Raw genomic sequence first — 19,179 nt, forward strand, 5'->3', positions numbered from 1 at the left:
CTCGCCCGGGCCGACCGCGCCGTCGGGTACCCGGTCGATCCGCTGTTTCGAGTACGGCCCGGGCGCTGGTCCACACGTCCGCGAAGAGCGTCTCCACGAGGCCACTCAGGCCGGAGGGCGCGAAGCCGGAGCCACAGAAACCGGAAGGCACAGAACCGGAGGGCGCGGAGCCGGAGCCAGAAACCGGAAGGCACAGGGCCCCGCCCGGCCCCGCACCGGCGTCGGGCGCCCCGGTCAGCCCAGCCGGTGCATCCAGCCGTGCCTGTCCTCGGCGGTGCCGCGCTGGATGTCGAGGAGGGCCTGGCGCAGCCGGAGGGTGACCTCGCCGGGCTCGCCGTCGCTCTGCCGCCATTCGGCCCCGGCCCGCTTCACCGTGCCGACCGGGGTGATGACGGCCGCCGTACCGCAGGCGAAGACCTCGGTGAGGGTGCCGTTCTCCGAGTCGCGCTGCCACTGCTCGACGGAGACGCGCTCCTCGACGGCCTCGTAGCCGAGGTCACGGGCGACGCCCAGCAGGGAGTCACGGGTGACGCCCTCCAGGATGGAGCCGCTGAGGGTGGGGGTGACGATCCTGTCGCCGTAGACGAAGTACAGGTTCATGCCGCCCAGTTCCTCGACCCACCGGTGCTCGACCGCGTCGAGGTAGCAGACCTGGTCGCAGCCCTTGGCGGCGGCCTCGGCCTGGGCGAGCAGGGAGGCCGCGTAGTTGCCGCCGGTCTTGGCGTCGCCCATGCCGCCGGGGACGGCGCGGACGCGGTCCTCCGAGACCCAGATGGAGACCGGCTTCACGCCGCCCGGGAAGTAGGCGCCGGCCGGGGAGGCGATGACCAGGAACAGGTACTCGTTGGCGGGCTTCACACCCAGCCCGACCTCGGTGGCGATCATGAAGGGGCGCAGGTAGAGGGACTCCTCGCCGCCGTGCGCCGGCACCCATGCCTTGTCCTGCGCGACGAGGGCGTCGCAGGCCTCGATGAAGGTCTCGACCGGCAGTTCGGGCATCGCGAGGCGCCTGGCGGAGCGCTGGAAACGCTCGGCGTTCTTCTCCGGGCGGAAGGTGGCGACGGAACCGTCGGGCTGGCGGTAGGCCTTCAGCCCCTCGAAGATCTCCTGCGCGTAGTGCAGGACGGTGGTCGCGGGGTCGAGGGGGATCGGCGCGTACGGGACGAGCCGGCCGTCGTGCCAGCCGCGGCCCTCGGTCCACTTGATCGTCACCATGTGATCGGTGAAGCGGCGGCCGAACCCGGGGCTGGCCAGGATCGCCTCGCGCTCTGCGTCCGAGAGCGGGTGCGCCGAGGGCTTGAGCTCGATCGTGGGCGTCGTCATGAGTGGTTGTCCTTCACCGGTTGTAGTGACGGGCCGCGCACGCGTCCGCACGGCCGGTGGCCAGTACTAGGACGTCCGAGCATTCCCTCATTCCGCGGCTCCGCGTCCGATTATCGCCCGGAGGCGACGGCGGAAGGAACAGGGTGGATGCGGCCCGGTGGTCGATGGTGGCACCCGGCGGGACAGGGGGAGGCCGCCGGGTGCGGATGCGACCCGGCGGCCTCGAATGTTTTCGACAGGGCGCGCCGGGTCAGCCGGCTACTCGCGCGGCGAGCGCGTCGCCGATCTGGGAGGTGCTCCGGGCGGGCAGAGCGCCACGCTCCGCGAGGTCGGCGGAGACGGCGGCCTCGATGCGGGCCGCCTCGGCGTCGTGGCCGAGGTGGCGCAGCAGAAGGGCGACGGACAGGACCGTGGCACTGGGGTCGGCCTTGCCCTGACCGGCGATGTCCGGGGCCGAGCCGTGCACGGGCTCGAACATGGACGGGAACTCGCGGCTGGGGTTGATGTTGCCGGAGGCCGCGACGCCGATGCCGCCGGAGACGGCCGCGGCGAGGTCGGTGATGATGTCGCCGAAGAGGTTGTCGGTGACGATGACGTCGAAGCGGGCCGGGTCGGTGACGAGATAGATCGTCGCGGCGTCGACGTGGATGTAGTCGGTGGTGACCTCGGGGTACTCCTTAGCCACCTTGTCGAAGACGTTCGTCCACAGGTGGCCGGCGAAGGTCAGCACGTTGTTCTTGTGGACCAGCGTGAGCTTCTTGCGCGGGCGGGCCTGGGCGCGGGCGAAGGCGTCGCGGACCACGCGCTCGACGCCGAAGGCCGTGTTGACGGACACCTCGGTGGCGACCTCGTGCGGCGTGCCCTTGCGGATGGTGCCGCCGTTGCCCGTGTACGGCCCCTCGGTGCCCTCGCGGACCACGACGAAGTCGATCTCCGGCTGACCGGCGAGCGGGGTGGCGACACCCGGGAGGAGCTTCGACGGACGCAGGTTGACGTGGTGGTCGAAGGCGAAGCGGAGCTTGAGCAGGAAGCCGCGCTCAAGGACGCCGGAGGGGACCGACGGGTCGCCGATGGCGCCGAGCAGGATGGCGTCGTGCCGCCTCAGCCCGTCGAGGTCGGCGTCGGTGAGGGTCTCACCGGTGGCGTGGTAGCGCTTGGCCCCGAAGTCGTACTCCTTGGTCTCCAGCTTCACATCCTGCGCAAGGACGGCGGAGAGGACCTTCAGGCCTTCGGCCACGACTTCCTGGCCGATGCCGTCACCGGGGATCACTGCGAGATCGATGCTGCGAGACATGCGGGCACCCTACTCTTCGTCCCACGGGATGACATGCGACGTCCGGCATGCGGACGCCGACGGGGTGTCAGTGGCCGGTCGAGCCGCCGTTGTCCCTGCGGTCGAGGGCGCGCTGGAGCGCCGCGGCGGCGTTCTTGCGGTCGGATTCGCTGGTGCGGGAGGTGTGACGGACGCGGCGGACGGTCGTCTCGGCCATGGGTCATCGACTCCTTCGGCATACGTGGAGCGCGGGAAGGGGGTTGCGAGACACCGGAAGGGGCGGGGAGCGGCGGGCCGCAGGGATTGCCTGCACGGGGCCCGGCTCACAACCGCCGTTCGCTTGGTCGAGCGAGTCGTTCGGCTCCTACAAAGTTAGAGGAGCGGACTGCTTCCGTCTGCACAATTACTCGGACTTCCTACTATCTGAGACGGTGGACCGGGCCGCACCGCTCCCGCCTGCGAGAACACCGGACGGGCCAGGTCGGGGGCGACCTGGCCCGTCCGGTGTCGGGGTGGGCGTCAGCCCATGTGCGGGTAGCCGTAGTCGGTCGGCGGGACCAGCGTCTCCTTGATGGCGCGGGTCAGCGTCCAGCGCATCAGGTTCTGCGGGGCACCGGCCTTGTCGTTGGTGCCGGAGGCGCGGCCGCCGCCGAAGGGCTGCTGGCCGACGACGGCGCCGGTCGACTTGTCGTTGATGTAGAAGTTGCCGGCCGCGTAGCGCAGCTTCTCCATCGTGTACGCCGCCGCCGCGCGGTCGTTCGCGATGACCGAGCCGGTGAGGGCGTAGTCGGAGACCGACTCCATCTGGGTCAGCATCTCGTCGTACTTCTCGTCCTCGTAGACGTACACGGCGAGGATCGGGCCGAAGTACTCGGTGCGGAACACCTCGTTCTCCGGGTCGGTGCACTCGATGACGGTCGGGCGGACGAACCAGCCGACCGAGTCGTCGTAGGAGCCGCCCGCGACGATCGTGCAGGCCGGGTCCTCCTTGGCACGGTCGATGGCGGCCTTGTTCCTGGCGAAGGACCGCTCGTCGATGACGGCGCCGATGAAGTTCGACAGGTCGGTGACGTCACCCATGGCGATGTGGTCGACCTCGGCCGCGAACTCCTCCTTGAAGCCGGAGTTCCAGATCGACGCCGGGATGTACGCGCGCGAGGTGGCGCTGCACTTCTGGCCCTGGTACTCGAAGGCGCCGCGGGTCAGGGCGGTCCTCAGCACCGCGCGGTCGGCGCTCGGGTGGGCGACGACGAAGTCCTTGCCGCCGGTCTCGCCGACCAGGCGCGGGTAGGTGCGGTACTTCTCGATGTTCTGGCCGACCGTCTTCCACAGGTACTGGAAGGTCCTGGTCGAACCGGTGAAGTGGATGCCGGCCAGGTCCCGGTGTTCCAGGGCGACCTTGGAGACCTCGATGCCGTCGCCGGTGACGAGGTTGATGACGCCCTTGGGCAGACCGGCCTCCTCGAGAAGGCGCATCAGCAGCACGGCGGCGTGGGTCTGGGTGGGGGACGGCTTCCAGACCACCACGTTGCCCATGAGGGCCGGCGCGGTGGGCAGGTTGGCGGCGATCGCGCTGAAGTTGAACGGCGTGATCGCGTAGACGAAGCCCTCCAGCGGACGGTGGTCGAGGCGGTTCCACACGCCCGGCGAATTGGCCGGGGGCTGCTCGGCGAGGATGCCCCGCGCGTAGTGGACGTTGAACCGCCAGAAGTCGACCAGCTCGCAGGGGCTGTCGATCTCCGCCTGCTGGGCGGTCTTGGACTGGCCCAGCATGGTGGAGGCGGCGATGGTCTCACGCCAGGGACCGGCCAGCAGCTCGGCGGCGCGCAGGATGATCGCCGCGCGGTCGTCGAAGGCCATCGCGCGCCAGGCGGGCGCGGCGGCGAGGGCCGCGTCGATGGCGTCCTGGGCGTCCTGCTGGGTGGCGTTGGCGTACGTGCCCAGGCGGGCCTTGTGGTTGTGCGGCTGCACGACGTCGAAGCGCTCGCCGCCGCCCATCCGCTGCTCGCCGCCGATGGTGCAGGGAAGGTCGATCGGGTTGTCGGCCAGTTCCTTGAGCCTGGCCTCCAGCCGGGCGCGCTCGGGCGTCCCGGGGGCGTAGCCGTGCACCGGCTCGTTGACGGGGGTGGGGACCTGGGTCACAGCGTCCATGGGTTCCGTGGCTCCTTATCTGAGCGGTGTGGTGTCAGCCCTTGGTGATCATGCTTCGCGCGAAGAACCGCAGGTTCGCGGGCTTCTCCGCCAGTCGCCGCATGAAGTAGCCGTACCAGTCGGTGCCGTAGGCCGTGTAGACGCGCATGCGGTGGCCCTCGGCGGCCAGTCGCAGGTGCTCGTCGCCGCGGATGCCGTAGAGCATCTGGAACTCGTACTCGTCGAGCTTGCGTCCGGCGGTGCGGGCCAGTTCCTGGGCGATGGAGATCAGGCGCGGGTCGTGGGACCCGATCATCGGATAGCCCTCGCCCTCCATCAGCGTCCGCAGGATGCGCACGTACGCCTTGTCGATCTCGTGCTTCTGCTGGTAGGCGACCTCGGCGGGCTCCTTGTAGGCGCCCTTCACCAACCGTACGCGGCTGCCGGCCGCGGCGAGGCGGCGCGCGTCCTCCTCGGTGCGGAAGAGGTAGGCCTGGATGACGCAGCCGGTCTGCGGGACGTCCTTCCGCAGCTCCTCGTGGATGGCGAACATCGAGTCGAGGGTGGTGTGGTCCTCGGCGTCCAGCGTGACCGTGGTGCCGATCCCCGCGGCGGCCTCGACGACCGGGCGGACGTTGGCGAGCGCCAGCTCGTGGCCGCCGGGGAGGGCCTGCCCGAACATCGACAGCTTCACCGAGAACTCGGCGCGGGCGCCGAGCTCCAGCGGCCTCAGCCGGTCGATCAGTTCCAGGTAGGCGTCCCGCGCGGCGGCGGCCTGCCCGGGGGTGGTGATGTCCTCGCCGACGACGTCCATCGTGAGTTCGAGGCCGTTGCCGGTGAGCTCCCGGATGATCGGCAGGACCTCGTCGACGGTCTCCCCGGGGATGAACCGGTCCACGACCTGTCTGGTCACCGGGGCCGCCGAGATCAGGCGTCGCATCCGGTCGCTGCGCGACGCGGCGAGAATCACGGGACCCAGCACGGGGCACCTCCACAAGCTGCACGAGGCCGTCACCCGACGCTTCGGGAACGGCACGGAGAACCACCGTGAAACCTACGGATGCCCCCGATCGTGGGCCATCGACAGCTGTCACGCATCCGTGCCACGGATCTCGGACAGATGTATGAAGACTCCGCGGTTCTGCGGCAGAATGCCCGGGTGACACCGGAACACAGGGACGACTACCAGGAACTGGTGGACGAGATCTCGGAGCTGCTGGGCGCTCCGGCGACCCTGGAGAACCGCGACTTCGAGCTGATCGCCTTCGGGGCGTACGACAGTGAGGGCGACCTCGATCCGTCGGCGCTGGACCCGGTGCGCACCCGCTCGATCCTGACCCGCCGTTCGACGGCCGCCGTCCGCGCCTGGTTCGAGGGCTTCGGCATCACCCGCGCGACCGGCCCGGTCCGCATCCCGCGCACCCCCGAGGCGGGCGTCCACCGGGGACGCATCTGTCTGCCGGTACGCCATCGGGGGGTCGTCCTCGGGTACGTCTGGCTGCTCGACTACGACCCGGGCCCCTCCGGGCGGCAGCTGGACGCGGCCATGCGGGTGACGGCCCGCATCGGGGCGCTGCTCGCGGACGAGGCGCAGCACGGCGCCGACCTCACGCGGGAGCTGCGGGCGGTGCTGACCGCGGAGCGGGACTGGCAGCGGGAGATGGCCGTCGCCGAGCTGCGCACCGCCCTCGGCAGCCGCGCCGAGGGCCCGCACACGGTGGTCTGTGTCGCCCCCTGGCCCTCCGCCGACCCGGACGACGCCCCGTCGGTCCGTACGGTGCCGGGGGCGACGGCGCTGTGCACCCTGCCGTGGGGGACGACCGGCCTGTCCCTGGCCCTGCTGCTGCGGCTGCGCTCGGCGGACGTACTGGCCCCGGCGACGACGGCGGCCTCACGGCTGCTGGAGCGGGCGGGTTCGAGCGGTCCCGGAAGCCGGGGCGGCCCGTCGGCGGCCGCGGGGATCGCCGCGCCCCGCGCGGGTCTCGCCGCACTGGGCGCGGCCTGGGCGGAGGCGGAGGCGTCGGCGCGGGCGGCGCTGGCCGAGCCCCGGCTCGGACCGGTCGCCCAGTGGGCGTCGCTCGGCCCCTTCCGCCTGCTGACCGCGCTGCCCCGGGGCGCCGCCCACGATCCCGTCGTCGGCCCCCTGCTCTCCCCCGCCCACGCCGAACTGGCCCGCACCGCCGAGGTCTACCTCGACCTCGCGGGCCAGGCCGGCCGCACGGCGGCCGAACTGGGCATCCACCGTCAGACCCTCTACTACCGCCTGTCCCGGATCGAGCAGCTCACCGGCCTGGACCTGGACGACGGGGAGGACCGGCTGCTGCTGCACATGGCGCTCAAGGCCGCGCGTCTGTAGCGGCGGCCTCGATCACCCGGCGTCCTCTGCTTCGCGGTCCCGGAGATCAGCGCGGACCTGCAGCCGAGCGGCACGCAGCAACTGTGGATCTTCGACATCTACGCCTTCGCCGTGGCCGGTCCCCTGATGACCATGGGCCCGGTGGGCGATCGGATCGGCCGCCGCAGGCTGCTGCCGGCCGGCGCCGCCGGGTTCGGCGCCGCCTCCCTGGTGGCGGCGTACGCGCACAGCGCCGAGACCCTGCTCGTGGCCCGCCCGCTGCTCGGCATCGGTGGTGCCACCCTGATGCCCTCCGCACTGGTCCTGGTGCGCTCGTTAGGAGCGCTCCGGAGGCGGCCCCCGTGGGCACTGGTGCCGTCGGTTCCCATCGGCTTCACGGCACCGTTCGCGGCCCGTCCGGTGCAGAAGGGCGTCAACCGCGCCCATGTGGTGACGGCGGGCTTCGCCACCGCCGTGTGCGGTTACGCGGTGCTGCCGTTCGTGGACACGGACGACCTGGTACTCGTCCTGGTGGCCTGCGGTGTGCTCGCCATGGGCGTCACCGCGGTGATGTCCCAGGTCATGGACCTCGCGCTGGGCGCCGCTCCGGTGGAACGGGCGGGCTCCGCCTCCTCCCTGATGGAGACCGGCTCCGAGTTCGGCGGGGCGCTGGGCATGGCGTTCCTCGGCTCCATCGGCACCGCCGTCTACCGGGACGGGGTGCCGGACTCCGCTCCCGCGGCGGCCCACGAGACGCTGGGCGGCGCGCTCGCCGTCGCCGAGCGTCTGCCGGAGCAGGCGGGGGGCACCCTCGCGACGGCGGCTCGGGAGGCCTTCACACAGGGGATGAACGCGGCGGCGATCGCGGGTGCCGTGGTGTTCGCCGGGGCGGCGGTCCTGGCGTCGGTGGCGCTGCGCAGGGTGCGGGAGGAGGCGGACGCGGAGAACGCCGGACGGGCTGATCTGGTCAGCCCGTCCGGCGTCTGAGGACGAGCCCGTCCGGGGCGGACGGGGAGGGCGGGGACGGAGCCCCCGGACAGGTCAGACCAGGTTCACCGACCGCGCCGACGTCGCGCCGATCTCCGCCGACAGCTCGGCCAGAACCCCGGCGGCCACCGTGTCGTCGACCGTCAGCACGGCGAGCGCCTCGCCGCCGACCGCCGCGCGGGCGACCTGCATGCCGGCGATGTTGATGCCGGCCTCGCCGAGGATGCGGCCCACGGTGCCGACGACGCCCGGACGGTCCTCGTAGCGCAGCACGACCATGTGGTCGGCGAGCGCGAGGTCGACGTCGTACTCGCCGACCGCGACGAGCTTCTGGACGTGCTTGGGACCGGCCAGCGTGCCGGAGACCGAGATCTCCTCGCCGCCCGAGAGGGTGCCGCGCACGGTGACGACGTTGCGGTGGTCGGCCGACTCCGAGCTGGTGGTCAGCCGGACCTCGACACCGCGCTCCTGGGCGAACAGCGGGGCGTTGACGTAGGACACCGTCTCGTCGACGACGTCCTCGAAGACGCCCTTGAGCGCGGACAGCTCCAGTACCTTCACGTCGTGCTGGGTGATCTCGCCGTACACCTCGACGTCGAGGCGGGCCGCGACCTCGCCGGCGAGCGCGGTGAAGATCCGGCCGAGGCGCTCGGCGAGCGGCAGGCCCGGCTTGACGTCCTCGGCGATGACACCGCCCTGCACGTTCACCGCGTCCGGGACCAGCTCGCCGGCGAGGGCGAGGCGCACCGAGCGGGCGACGGCGATGCCGGCCTTCTCCTGCGCCTCGTCGGTGGAGGCGCCGAGGTGCGGGGTGCAGACGACCTGGTCGAACTCGAACAGCGGGGAGTCCGTGCAGGGCTCCTTCGCGTACACGTCCAGGCCGGCGCCGGCGACCCGGCCCTCCTTGAGCGCCGAGTACAGCGCCTCCTCGTCGACGATGCCGCCGCGCGCGGCGTTGACGATGCGCACGCTCGGCTTGACCTTGCGCAGCGCCTCGTCGCCGATGAGACCGACGGTCTCGGGGGTCTTGGGCAGGTGGACGGTGATGAAGTCGGAGACCTCGAGCAGTTCGTCCAGCGACAGGACCCTGACACCCATCTGCGCGGCACGCGCGGGCTGGATGTAGGGGTCGTAGGCGACGACCTTCATGCCGAAGCCGGACATGCGCTGGGCGACCAGCGCGCCGATGCGGCCCAGACCCACGACACCGAGGGTCTTCTCGGCGAGCTCGACGCCCGTGTACTTGCTGCGCTTCCACTCGCCGTTCTTCAGCGCGGCGTTGGCCTGCGGGATGTGGCGGGCGGTGGCGACGATCAGACCGCAGGCCAGCTCGGCGGCGGTCACGATGTTCGAGGTGGGGGCGTTGACGACCATCACGCCGGCCTTGGTGGCGGCGGAGACGTCGACGTTGTCCAGACCGACGCCGGCGCGGGCGACGACCTTGAGTCTGTGCGCGGCGGCGATCGCCTCGGCGTCGACCTTGGTGGCCGAGCGGATCAGGATCGCGTCCACCTCGGCGATGGCCGGGAGCAGTTCGGCGCGGTCCGCGCCGTTGCAGTGGCGGATCTCGAAGTCCGGACCGAGTGCGTCGACGGTGGCGGGCGACAGCTCTTCAGCGATGAGTACGACGGGTTTCGAGCTCACGTGAGTCCTCACAAGTCCAATGCGGACGGCCGTCCCGACGGCCGCAGGCGGTGAAGAAGTGCTAGCCGCGTGGAAGACGCACGACGTTGTGGGCCTGACGCGTTGTTGTACGGCAGTCTAGTGGCGCGGGGCGGGTCGTCCTGCGCCTCTGCGGAACGACCACCCGGAAGTGGCCGTACGAGCCGGCCGCCTGAGTCGACTCCTCCGGCGGGGTCCCGGGCGAAGCCCCGCGACGGCGCCGGGAACCACCGGCGCCGTCGCGGGGCGCAAAGGCTTACGCCTCCTCGTCGACCCAGCTCATGAGCTTGCGCAGCTCCTTGCCGGTGGTCTCCAGCAGGTGCTCGGAGTCCTGCTGCTTGTACTCGTTGTACTTCTTCAGACCGCCGTGGTACTCGTCCATCCAGTTCTTGGCGAAGGTGCCGTCCTGGATCTCGGCGAGGACCTTCTTCATCTCGGCCTTGGTGGCGTCGGTGATGATCCGCGGGCCGGTGACGTAGTCGCCCCACTCGGCGGTCTCGGAGATCGACCAGCGCATCTTCTCCAGGCCGCCCTCGTACATGAGGTCCACGATCAGCTTCAGCTCGTGCAGGCACTCGAAGTAGGCGATCTCCGGCTGGTAACCGGCCTCGGTCAGGGTCTCGAAGCCCGCCTTGACCAGCGCCGCGGTGCCACCGCAGAGGACGGCCTGCTCACCGAAGAGGTCGGTCTCGGTCTCCTCGGTGAAGGTGGTCTTGATGACGCCGGCGCGGGTGCCGCCGATGCCCTTGGCGTACGACAGGGCCAGCGCGAAGGCGTCGCCGCTGGCGTCCTGCTCGACGGCGGCGATGCAGGGGACGCCGCGGCCCTCCTCGTACTGACGGCGCACCAGGTGGCCCGGACCCTTGGGGGCGACCATGCAGACGTCCACGCCGGCCGGGGGCTTGATGAAGCCGTAGCGGATGTTCAGGCCGTGACCGAAGAACAGGGCGTCGCCGTCCTTCAGGTTGTCCTTGATGTGCTCCTCGTAGACCTGGGCCTGGATCGGGTCCGGGACGAGGATCATGATGACGTCGGCCTCGGCGGCGGCCTCGGACGGGCTCACCACGCGCAGGCCCTGCTCCTCTGCCTTGGCCCTGGACGTGGAGCCCTCGTGCAGACCGACGCGGACGTCGACGCCCGAGTCACGCAGCGACAGGGCGTGGGCGTGGCCCTGGCTGCCGTAACCGATGACCGCGACCTTGCGGCCCTGGATGATGGACAGGTCGGCGTCGGCGTCGTAGAACAGCTCGGCCACTGGGTTCTCTCCTTGTGTGCAGGTGTTGCGTCCCACCGTATGACGGTGAGGGAGGGGGAAGGTTGGGGGTCTCGCGATACGGGCGGACGGTCGTGTCCCGGCCGCCCGTTTCAGGTCCTACGCCGACCGGTCCAGGGCACGCAGCGACCGGTCCGTGATGGAACGGGCACCGCGTCCGATCGCGATCGTGCCGGACTGGACGAGCTCCTTGATGCCGAACGGCTCCAGCATCTTGAGCATGGCGGACAGCTTGTCGCCGCTGCCGGTGGCCTCGACGGTCACGGCGTCCGGGGAGACGTCCACGGTCTTGGCGCGGAACAACTGGACGATCTCGACGATCTGGGAGCGCGTCTCGTTGTCGGCGCGCACCTTCACCAGAACGAGTTCGCGCTGGACGGCCTGCCCGGGTTCGAGCTCGACGATCTTCAACACGTTGACGAGCTTGTTGAGCTGCTTGGTGACCTGCTCCAGCGGGAACTCCTCGACGCTCACCACGATGGTGATGCGGGAGATGTCGGGGTGCTCGGTGACGCCGACGGCGAGCGAGTCGATGTTGAAACCGCGGCGGGAGAACAGGGCGGCGATGCGGGCCAGGATTCCCGGGGTGTTCTCCACCAGGACGGAGAGCGTGTGCTTGGACATGATCTGCTTCCTCTGCTTGAAGGTCCTGACGGCTCTCAGTCGTCCTCGTTGTCGCCGAAGTCGGGACGGACGTCCCGGGCGGCCAGGATCTCGTCGTTGGAGGTGCCGGCGGCGACCATCGGCCACACCATCGCGTCCTGGTGGACGATGAAGTCCACGACGACCGGGCGGTCGTTGATCGAGTTCGCCTCCTCGATGACCTTGTCGAGGTCGGCCGGGTCCTCGCAGCGCATCGCGTAACAGCCCATGGCCTCCGCCAGCTTCACGAAGTCGGGGACCCGGGTGCCGGCGCTCCTCTCGGCGGCGTCCGCGCCGGGACCGGAGTGCAGCACCGTGTTGGAGTACCGCTGGTTGTAGAAGAGGGTCTGCCACTGGCGGACCATCCCGAGCGCGCCGTTGTTGATGATGGCGACCTTGATCGGGATGTTGTTCAGGGCGCAGGTGGTGAGCTCCTGGTTGGTCATCTGGAAGCAGCCGTCGCCGTCGATCGCCCAGACGGCGCGGTCGGGGGCGCCGGCCTTGGCACCCATGGCGGCCGGGACCGAGTAGCCCATGGTTCCGGCGCCGCCGGAGTTCAGCCAGGTGGCGGGCCGGTCGTACCGGATGAAGTGCGCGGCCCACATCTGGTGCTGGCCGACACCGGCCGTGAAGATCGTGCCCTCGGGCGCCAGCTGTCCGATGCGCTCGATGACCTGCTGCGGGGAGAGCGAACCGTCCTCGGGCAGGTCGTAGCCGAGCGGGTAGGTCTCGCGCCAGCGGTTGAGGTCCTTCCACCAGGCGGTGTAGTCGCCGTGGTTGCCCTCGGCGTGCTCCTTCTGGACGGCCTGGACGAGGTCGGCGAGGACCTCGCGGGCGTCACCGACGATCGGCACGTCGGCGGCGCGGTTCTTGCCGATCTCGGCCGGGTCGATGTCGGCGTGGACGACCTTGGCGTGCGGGGCGAAGCTGTCCAGCTTGCCGGTGACGCGGTCGTCGAAGCGGGCTCCGAGGGCGACGATCAGGTCGGCCTTCTGCAGCGCGGTGACGGCGGTGACCGAACCGTGCATGCCCGGCATCCCCACGTGCAGTTCGTGACTGTCGGGAAACGCGCCGAGTCCCATCAGGGTGGTGGTGACGGGGACTCCGGTGAGTTCGGCGAGGACCTTCAGCTCGGTGGTGGCGCGGGCCTTGAGGACGCCGCCGCCGACATAGAGGACCGGCCGCTTCGCGGCGGTGATCAGCTTGGCGGCCTCGCGGATCTGCTTGGCGTGCGGCTTGGTGACGGGCCGGTAGCCGGGCAGGTCCATGGTGGGCGGCCAGGAGAAGGTGGTCTTCGCCTGGAGGATGTCCTTGGGGATGTCGACCAGGACCGGTCCCGGGCGGCCGGTGGAGGCGATGTGGAACGCCTGCGCGATCGCCCGGGGGATGTCCTCCGCCCTGGTGACCAGGAAGCTGTGCTTGGTGATCGGCATGGTGATGCCGACGATGTCCGCCTCCTGGAAGGCGTCGGTGCCGATCGCCTCGGACACGACCTGCCCGGTGATCGCGACCAGCGGCACGGAGTCCATGTGCGCGTCCGCGATCGGGGTGACCAGGTTGGTGGCGCCCGGACCGGACGTCGCCATGCACACCCCGACCCTGCCGGTGGCCTGGGCGTAACCGGTGGCCGCGTGGCCCGCGCCCTGCTCGTGGCGGACCAGCACGTGGCGCACCCGCGTGGAGTCCATCAGGGGGTCGTACGCCGGCAGGATGGTGCCCCCGGGAATGCCGAATACCGTGTCGGCGCCGACCTCCTCGAGAGAGCGAATGAGGGACTGTGCGCCCGTGACGTGCTCGACGGGGGCGGACTGTCCTCCGGATCGGGGCCGGGGCTGCGGGTGATGGGCCCCGGTGGCCTGCTCGGTCATCGGCATTCTCTTCTCGATGCTGAGGGTTTTCTGCGAAGTTCGTGCGGGTTGCGCGTGCTGCTCGGCGGGTGCCTGTGCAACAAAAAACCCCTCGTGCCATGAGGCAAGCGAGGGGAGCGCGTCGGGTGGTGGTCGCTGAGCGGTCGAGGCTCAGCGTCAGCCGACGCGCTTTCCAAGTACGAGAATTCGGGTGCGCATGGCACTGACCCTCCCCCCGGCGCGCACTCACTGTCAAGTGGGTGGGACGGGAGTCTCATCATGTGAGCGCAGTGCCGCACCGCCCTGGAGTACGGCGGTCACTCCGGTGGGGTACACCCCGGCACTCCCGCCGACGAACACCGGTTCGGTCGGTCCGGACGGCACCGGATAGTGCCCGGCGGCCAGCGCCCTGCGCAGCCGGTACTCGTCCAGTGGCCCGGAGAAGGCCTTGCCCTGCCCGTGCGTGCAGCCCATCGCGCGCAGGGCCGCGACCTGCTCGGGCCGGTCCACGCCGTCGGCCACGGACTGCGTCCCGAGGTCGGAGGCGATTCGCAGCAGACCGCTGGTGATCTTGCGCAGCCGCGCGGACTCCACCACGCCGTCGACCAGGCCCCGGTCGAGCTTCAGCACGTCGACGGGGAGCCGCCGCAGGACCGTGAACGCCGCGGGACCGCTGCCGAAGCCGTCGAGCGCGATCCGGACGCCGAGCCGCTTGAGCACGGTCAGCCGGCGCTCCAGTTCGTCGAGCGACACCCTGGGGTCGGTGTCGGCCAGCTCGACGACCAGGGAGCCGGACGGCAGCCCGTGCCGGGTCAGCAGGGCCTCGATCGAGCCCAGGGGCAGCGACCGGTCCAGCAGCCGGTGGGCGCTCAGCCGGACGGCCACCGGGACGGGCAGACCGGTCGCGTGCCGTTCGGCGGCCTGTTCGACGGCCTCCTCCAGCACCCAGCGGCCCAGCTCGGCGGTCTTCTCGCTGTCCTCGGCCACGCGCAGGAACTCCGCGGGGGTGAACAGCACCCCCTGGGAGGAGCGCCAGCGCGCCTGGGCGCAGACCGAGGTGATCCGGCCGTCCTCCAGGCACACCACCGGCTGGTGCAGCAGGGCGAACTCGCCGTGGTGCAGCGCCGCGCGCAGCCGGGTGGCCAGCTCCGCCCTGCGCACCACGTCCTGCTGCATCTGCGGCTTGTACAGCTCCACGCGGCCCTTGCCGGCCGCCTTCGCCCGGTACATGGCGAGGTCGGCGTTGCGCAGCAGTTCGCCCGCGCCGAGGCCGGGTTCGGCGAAGGCCACGCCGATGGAGGCGTTGACCCGGACATCGTTGCCGTCGATGACGTAGGGCTGGGAGAGGGTCGCTCTCAGGCGGTCGGCGAGCTCCAGGATGTGCCGCTCACGGGCGTCCCGGTCACGGACGCCGTCCCCGACGATCAGGGCCGCGAACTCGTCGCCGCCCAGCCGGGAGGCGGTGTCGCCCTGGCGGACCGCGTCCTGGAGTCTGCGGGCGGCCTGGACGAGCAGCTCGTCCCCGGCCTGGTGTCCGATGGTGTCGTTGACGCCCTTGAAGCCGTCGAGGTCGATGAAGAGCACCGCCGTGCCTCTGAGGGCGGCCCCGCGGTCCGAGGCCCGGCGGCCGGACAGCGCCTGTTGGACGCGCCGGGTGAACAGGGCGCGGTTGGGCAGGTCGGTGAGCGGGTCGTGCTCCGCGTTGTGCTGGAGCTGCGCCTGCAGCCGCACCCTCTCGGTCACGTCACGGCTGTTGAAGATCAGGCCGCCCTGGTGCCGGTTGACGGTCGACTCGACGTTCAGCCAGCCGCCGTCACCGGAGCGGAAGCGGCACTCGATGCGGGTGGTGGGTTCCTCGACCGGGCTGGCGGCGAGGAAGCGGCGCACCTCGTGCACCACACAGCCCAGGTCCTCGGGGTGGATGAGACCGGCCAGTTCGGTCCCCTCCAGTTCCTCCGCGGGCCTGCCGTACACCCCGGCGGCGGCCGGGGAGACGTAGCGGAGGATGCCGCTGGGTGCGGCGATCATGATGACGTCGCTGGAGCCCTGCACCAGGGAGCGGAAGTGGTTCTCCTTCTGCGCCAGTTCCTGGGTGAGGGTGATGTTGTCGAGCAGCATGATGCCCTGGCGCACGACGAGCGCGAGCACCACGGTGCCCCCGGTGAGCAGCACGACGCGGTCGACGCTGCGGCCGTTGAGGACGTTGTAGAGGATCCCCAGGGTGCACACGGCCGCGGCGAGGTACGGCGTGAGCGCGGCGAGGGAGCCGGCGATGGGCCGGGAGAGCGGATACCGGGTGTGCTCGCCGGGCGGCGGCCCGTGGTGGTGGTCCGGCACGTCGTGCCGCCCGGGCAGGTGCTCGCGGACCACGCGCGTGTGCCCCTCCCGCTCGGGCCGTCCACCGCGAGGCGCGGTCCAGGGGGCGTAGGCCAGGAGCAGCGAGCCGGCGAACCAGCCCGCGTCGAGCAGTTGTCCGGAGCGGTAGCCGGCCTGCAGCAGCGGGGAGGTGAACAGGGCGTCGCACATCACGGTCAGCGCGAGCGCGCCGACCGCGGTGTTGACCGCGGACCGGTTGACCGCCGAGCGCCGGAAGTGCAGCGCGAGCACCATGCTGACCAGGGCGATGTCGAGCAGCGGATACGCCAGGGACAGCGCGGTGCGCGCGACGCCCGGGCCCTCGGCCCGCGCGGCCTGGGCGAGCGCGAGGCTCCACGCGAGGGTGAGCAGGGAACCGCCGATCAGCCAGGCGTCCAGGGCGAGACAGACCCAGCCGGCCTTGTTCGCGGGCCGTTTGGCGAGTACCAGCAGTCCCACGATGGCGGGCGGCGCGAAGCACAGGAAGAACAGGTCGGCGTAGCTGGGGCTGGGCACGGGAAGCCCGAGGACGACCTCGTACCACCCCCAGACCAGGTTGCCCAGGGACGTCATGGCCGAGGAGAGGCCGAACAGCAGCCAGGCGGGCCGGAACCGGGTGCGGGGGCTGCGGGCGTAGACGAAACAGGACACGGCGGCGGCGCCGGCCGCGGCGCTCAGTCCGAAGTCGCCCATGATCAGCGCGAGGCGCTCCGAGCCCCAGCCGAACGCGGCGCCGACGGCGTAGGCCGCGCAGACCAGGGCCAGCACGAGTTGGGCGGCCGGGCCGGGCCGGCGGCCGGCGGCCGGCGCACCCGGCAGCGGTGCCGTGGGCGCGGACTGCTGCCTCGGTGCTCCGTCCCGCGTGGAGGTGGAGGTGGCGGTGCTCACCGGCGCCTCCCGGTCCGCTCCGCTCCCGGGTCACCCGGCCCCCGGCGCGCCGGGGGGTCCTGCCGTCCGCGGCTGCCGTGCACGGGGCGGCGACGGCCGGGGCCGTCGTGAGGGCCGCTGTGCCGGATGCGGTGGCCGCCCTCGTGACCACGGCCGCGCGCGGCCGTGCGCCACGGTCGTCGCCGACGGCTCCGCCGCGTCGGATCGCTCGTCCACAGGCCGTGCATCGTCCGTCGCCCCCCTCACTGTCCGCAGTGTCCTGCCCCGCGCCGTCGGTCAGCGGCGCGGCCCCTGTCGGGACGATACACCAGTGTCGTCACTCAGGGACATAGGCTCTCTACGCTGCGTAACGATCAACTGATGTATGAGTACCCCCCGTTCCCTGCTCGACGCGGACGGTACTCGAAGTGGGCTACAGGTCCTCCGCTCCCGTCACCAGGATCACGTTGCCGAGCTCCTCCTGGTTCAGGTAACGGCGCAGCTGACGGACCAGCAACCGCTCGGCGCGCGGCCGGAAGGCCGAGGTGGGCCCGCCGACGTGCGGACTGATGAGGACGCCCGGCGCCCGCCACAAGGGGTGCTCCGAGGGCAGCGGTTCGGGATCGGTGACGTCGAGGGCCGCGGTGACGCGGCCGCTCTCCAGCTCGGTGAGCAGCGCCTCGGTGTCGACGACGCCGCCGCGGGCCACGTTCACCAGCAGGGCGCCGTCCTTCATCCGGGCCAGGAACCCGGCGTCCACGAGGTGCCGGGTGGTCTCGGTCAGCGGTGTGGAGAGGACGACGACGTCCGCCTCCGGGAGCAGGGCGGGCAGTTCGGTGAGCGGGTGCACCGGCCCGCGCTCCGTGGTGCGTGCGGAGCGCGCGACGCGCACCACCCGCGCGAGCTCGAACGGAACGAGCCGGTCCTCGATGGCCGCGCCGATCGCGCCGTACCCCACGATGAGCACGTTCTTGTCGGCGAGCGCGGGCCGGAACCCGCCGCGCCACTCCCCCTCGTCCTGCGCCCGCACGAAGTCGGGGATGCCGCGCAGGCAGGCCAGGATCAGTGCGAGCGTGAGCTCGGCGGTGCTGGCCTCGTGCACGCCGCGCGCGTTGCACAGCCGTACGCCGGGGGGCAGGTCCCTCAGGCCGGGCTCCACGTGGTCGGTGCCGGCCGACAGGGTCTGCACGACGCGGACGGAGCGCATCAGCGGCAGCGGCCGCACACCGACCCCGGCGGGCTTCATGTAGGGCACGACGTAGAAGCCGCAGTCGGCCGGGTCGGCGGGGAACTCCTCGTCGCCGTCCCAGAAGAGGTAGCGCGGCCCCTCGGGGAGGCCCTCGATCTCGTCCGGCGGGAGGGGAAGCCATACGTCAGCAGTGGTCATGGTCCGGAGGCTAGTTCAGGGGCCGGGGAGGGCGCGGGTTAGGTTGGGGAACCGGAGAGGGAGGGTCACGACCAGGTGGAGCGCAGGACGATCGGCGCGGGGGCGCTCGCGGTGGGGGCCGTCGGACTCGGGTGCATGCCGATGAGCTGGGCCTACAGCACCTCCCGGCAGCGCGACGAGGAATCGCTCAGGGCGGTGCACCGGGCGCTGGACGTGGGCTCGACGCTCCTCGACACCGCCGACATGTACGGCCCGTTCACCAACGAGCTGCTGCTCGGGCGGGTGCTCAGGGAGCGGCGCTCCGACGCCTTCGTGTCGACCAAGGCCGGGCTCCTGGTGAGCGATCAGCACATCGTGGCCAACGGCCGCCCCGGGTACGTGAGAAGGGCCTGCGACGCGTCGCTGCGCCGCCTCCAGACCGATGTCATCGACCTCTACCAGCTGCACCGCGCCGACCCGGAGGTCCCGGTCGAGGAGACCTGGGGTGCGATGGCCGATCTCGTACGGGCGGGAAAGGTGCGGGCGTTGGGGCTGTGCGCGGTGGGGGCGCGCCCGGCGCGGCGGCCGGGGGCGCGGCTGCACGACGCGACGGTCCGGCTGCTGGAGCGGGTGCAGCAGGTCTTCCCGGTGAGCGCGGTGGAGGCGGAGCTGTCGGTGTGGTCGCCGGAGGCGCTCCGGGCGCTGCTGCCGTGGTGCGCGTCGCGGGGGATCGGGTTCCTGGCGGCGATGCCGCTGGGCAACGGCTTCCTGACCGGGACGCTGACGCCCGGCGTGGGCTTCGAGGCGGACGACCTGCGCGCCCGGCACCCCCGCTTCACGGCCGAGATGACGGCCGCGAACCAGCCGATCGTGGTCGGCCTGCGCCGCGTCGCCCGCCGGCACGGCGAGCACGTCACCCCGGCGCAGGTGGCGCTGGCCTGGGTGCTGAGCCGGGGCCGCCAGGTGATCCCGGTCCCCGGCGCCAAGCGGGAGCGGTGGGTCGTGGAGAACGCGGCCGCGGTGGACCTGCGCCTGACGGGACGCGATCTCGCGGAGATCGCGGAACTGCCCGCGGCACAGGGGTCGTGGGACTGAGCGGCGGACCTGCGGCGGCGATCC

14 protein-coding genes are annotated in these 19,179 nt (G+C 71.6%); 3 read left to right on the forward strand and 11 right to left on the reverse strand.

Annotated features, from left to right (window positions below):
* Positions 1-234 precede the first annotated feature (234 nt).
* The 5 genes from KYY02_RS16900 to KYY02_RS16920 form a co-directional block, all read right to left on the reverse strand.
* Complete coding sequence (locus KYY02_RS16900; RefSeq protein ID WP_371238780.1) at positions 235-1,323, reverse strand: branched-chain amino acid aminotransferase; 1,089 nt, start codon at positions 1,321-1,323, stop codon at positions 235-237.
* Positions 1,324-1,573: 250 nt separating this feature from the next.
* On the reverse strand, positions 1,574-2,617 hold the full coding sequence (locus KYY02_RS16905; RefSeq protein WP_371238781.1) for a 3-isopropylmalate dehydrogenase: 1,044 nt from the start codon (positions 2,615-2,617) through the stop codon (positions 1,574-1,576).
* Between the two features lie 67 nt (positions 2,618-2,684).
* Positions 2,685-2,813 carry a hypothetical protein gene (locus KYY02_RS16910; protein ID WP_371238782.1) on the reverse strand — a complete coding sequence of 43 codons (129 nt, stop codon included), beginning with the start codon at positions 2,811-2,813 and terminating at the stop codon, positions 2,685-2,687.
* 302 nt (positions 2,814-3,115) lie between these two features.
* Positions 3,116-4,747: an L-glutamate gamma-semialdehyde dehydrogenase gene (gene pruA / locus KYY02_RS16915; protein ID WP_371238783.1), complete on the reverse strand. Its 1,632-nt coding sequence runs from the start codon at positions 4,745-4,747 to the stop codon at positions 3,116-3,118.
* Between the two features lie 34 nt (positions 4,748-4,781).
* Positions 4,782-5,708, reverse strand: coding sequence for a proline dehydrogenase family protein (locus KYY02_RS16920; protein ID WP_371238784.1), 927 nt, complete (start codon positions 5,706-5,708; stop codon positions 4,782-4,784).
* Positions 5,709-5,846: 138 nt separating this feature from the next.
* On the opposite strand from KYY02_RS16920, the gene KYY02_RS16925 reads away from it, so the two are divergent.
* Together KYY02_RS16925 and KYY02_RS16930 are read left to right on the forward strand one after the other, a co-directional pair.
* Positions 5,847-7,082, forward strand: a complete 1,236-nt coding sequence (locus KYY02_RS16925; protein WP_371238785.1) for a helix-turn-helix domain-containing protein — start codon at positions 5,847-5,849, stop codon at positions 7,080-7,082.
* Between the two features lie 45 nt (positions 7,083-7,127).
* Complete coding sequence (locus KYY02_RS16930) at positions 7,128-8,048, forward strand: MFS transporter (protein WP_371238867.1); 921 nt, start codon at positions 7,128-7,130, stop codon at positions 8,046-8,048.
* Between the two features lie 54 nt (positions 8,049-8,102).
* Here KYY02_RS16930 and serA read toward each other — a convergent pair whose 3' ends face one another.
* The 6 genes from serA to KYY02_RS16960 all read right to left on the reverse strand — a co-directional run bounded on the left by serA (position 8,103) and on the right by KYY02_RS16960 (position 18,081).
* A complete protein-coding gene (gene serA / locus KYY02_RS16935; RefSeq protein WP_371238786.1) occupies positions 8,103-9,692 on the reverse strand; it encodes a phosphoglycerate dehydrogenase in 1,590 nt (529 codons plus the stop codon).
* A gap of 274 nt (positions 9,693-9,966) precedes the next feature.
* Entirely contained in the window at positions 9,967-10,965 is a 999-nt protein-coding gene (ilvC, locus tag KYY02_RS16940) for a ketol-acid reductoisomerase (RefSeq protein WP_371238787.1), read from the reverse strand.
* A gap of 117 nt (positions 10,966-11,082) precedes the next feature.
* Complete coding sequence (gene ilvN, locus KYY02_RS16945) at positions 11,083-11,607, reverse strand: acetolactate synthase small subunit (RefSeq protein WP_371238788.1); 525 nt, start codon at positions 11,605-11,607, stop codon at positions 11,083-11,085.
* Positions 11,608-11,642: 35 nt separating this feature from the next.
* The gene (locus KYY02_RS16950) at positions 11,643-13,493 is read right to left on the reverse strand and encodes an acetolactate synthase large subunit (RefSeq protein WP_371238789.1); all 1,851 of its coding nucleotides are present in this window, start codon (positions 13,491-13,493) and stop codon (positions 11,643-11,645) included.
* A gap of 231 nt (positions 13,494-13,724) precedes the next feature.
* Entirely contained in the window at positions 13,725-16,715 is a 2,991-nt protein-coding gene (locus KYY02_RS16955; RefSeq protein WP_371238790.1) for a putative bifunctional diguanylate cyclase/phosphodiesterase, read from the reverse strand.
* 412 nt (positions 16,716-17,127) lie between these two features.
* Entirely contained in the window at positions 17,128-18,081 is a 954-nt protein-coding gene (locus tag KYY02_RS16960) for a 2-hydroxyacid dehydrogenase (protein ID WP_371238791.1), read from the reverse strand.
* Positions 18,082-18,156: 75 nt separating this feature from the next.
* Between KYY02_RS16960 and KYY02_RS16965 the strand changes: the two genes are divergently transcribed.
* Complete coding sequence (locus tag KYY02_RS16965) at positions 18,157-19,155, forward strand: aldo/keto reductase (RefSeq protein ID WP_371238792.1); 999 nt, start codon at positions 18,157-18,159, stop codon at positions 19,153-19,155.
* The last annotated feature ends 24 nt before the right edge of the window (positions 19,156-19,179 follow it).

The sequence above is a fragment of the Streptomyces pimonensis genome, from assembly GCF_041380215.1.
GTDB lineage: Bacteria > Actinomycetota > Actinomycetes > Streptomycetales > Streptomycetaceae > Streptomyces > Streptomyces pimonensis.

What these genes read in the sequence shown, in the direction of transcription:
- ilvN (WP_371238788.1), bottom strand. Translation starts at nt 11,607, where the DNA reads ATGTCCAAGCACACGCTCTCCGTCCTGGTGGAGAACACCCCGGGAATC.
- KYY02_RS16900 (WP_371238780.1), bottom strand. Translation starts at nt 1,323, where the DNA reads ATGACGACGCCCACGATCGAGCTCAAGCCCTCGGCGCACCCGCTCTCG.
- pruA (WP_371238783.1), bottom strand. Translation starts at nt 4,747, where the DNA reads ATGGACGCTGTGACCCAGGTCCCCACCCCCGTCAACGAGCCGGTGCAC.
- KYY02_RS16905 (WP_371238781.1), bottom strand. Translation starts at nt 2,617, where the DNA reads ATGTCTCGCAGCATCGATCTCGCAGTGATCCCCGGTGACGGCATCGGC.
- KYY02_RS16925 (WP_371238785.1), top strand. Translation starts at nt 5,847, where the DNA reads ATGTATGAAGACTCCGCGGTTCTGCGGCAGAATGCCCGGGTGACACCG.
- KYY02_RS16950 (WP_371238789.1), bottom strand. Translation starts at nt 13,493, where the DNA reads ATGACCGAGCAGGCCACCGGGGCCCATCACCCGCAGCCCCGGCCCCGA.
- KYY02_RS16910 (WP_371238782.1), bottom strand. Translation starts at nt 2,813, where the DNA reads ATGGCCGAGACGACCGTCCGCCGCGTCCGTCACACCTCCCGCACCAGC.
- KYY02_RS16960 (WP_371238791.1), bottom strand. Translation starts at nt 18,081, where the DNA reads ATGACCACTGCTGACGTATGGCTTCCCCTCCCGCCGGACGAGATCGAG.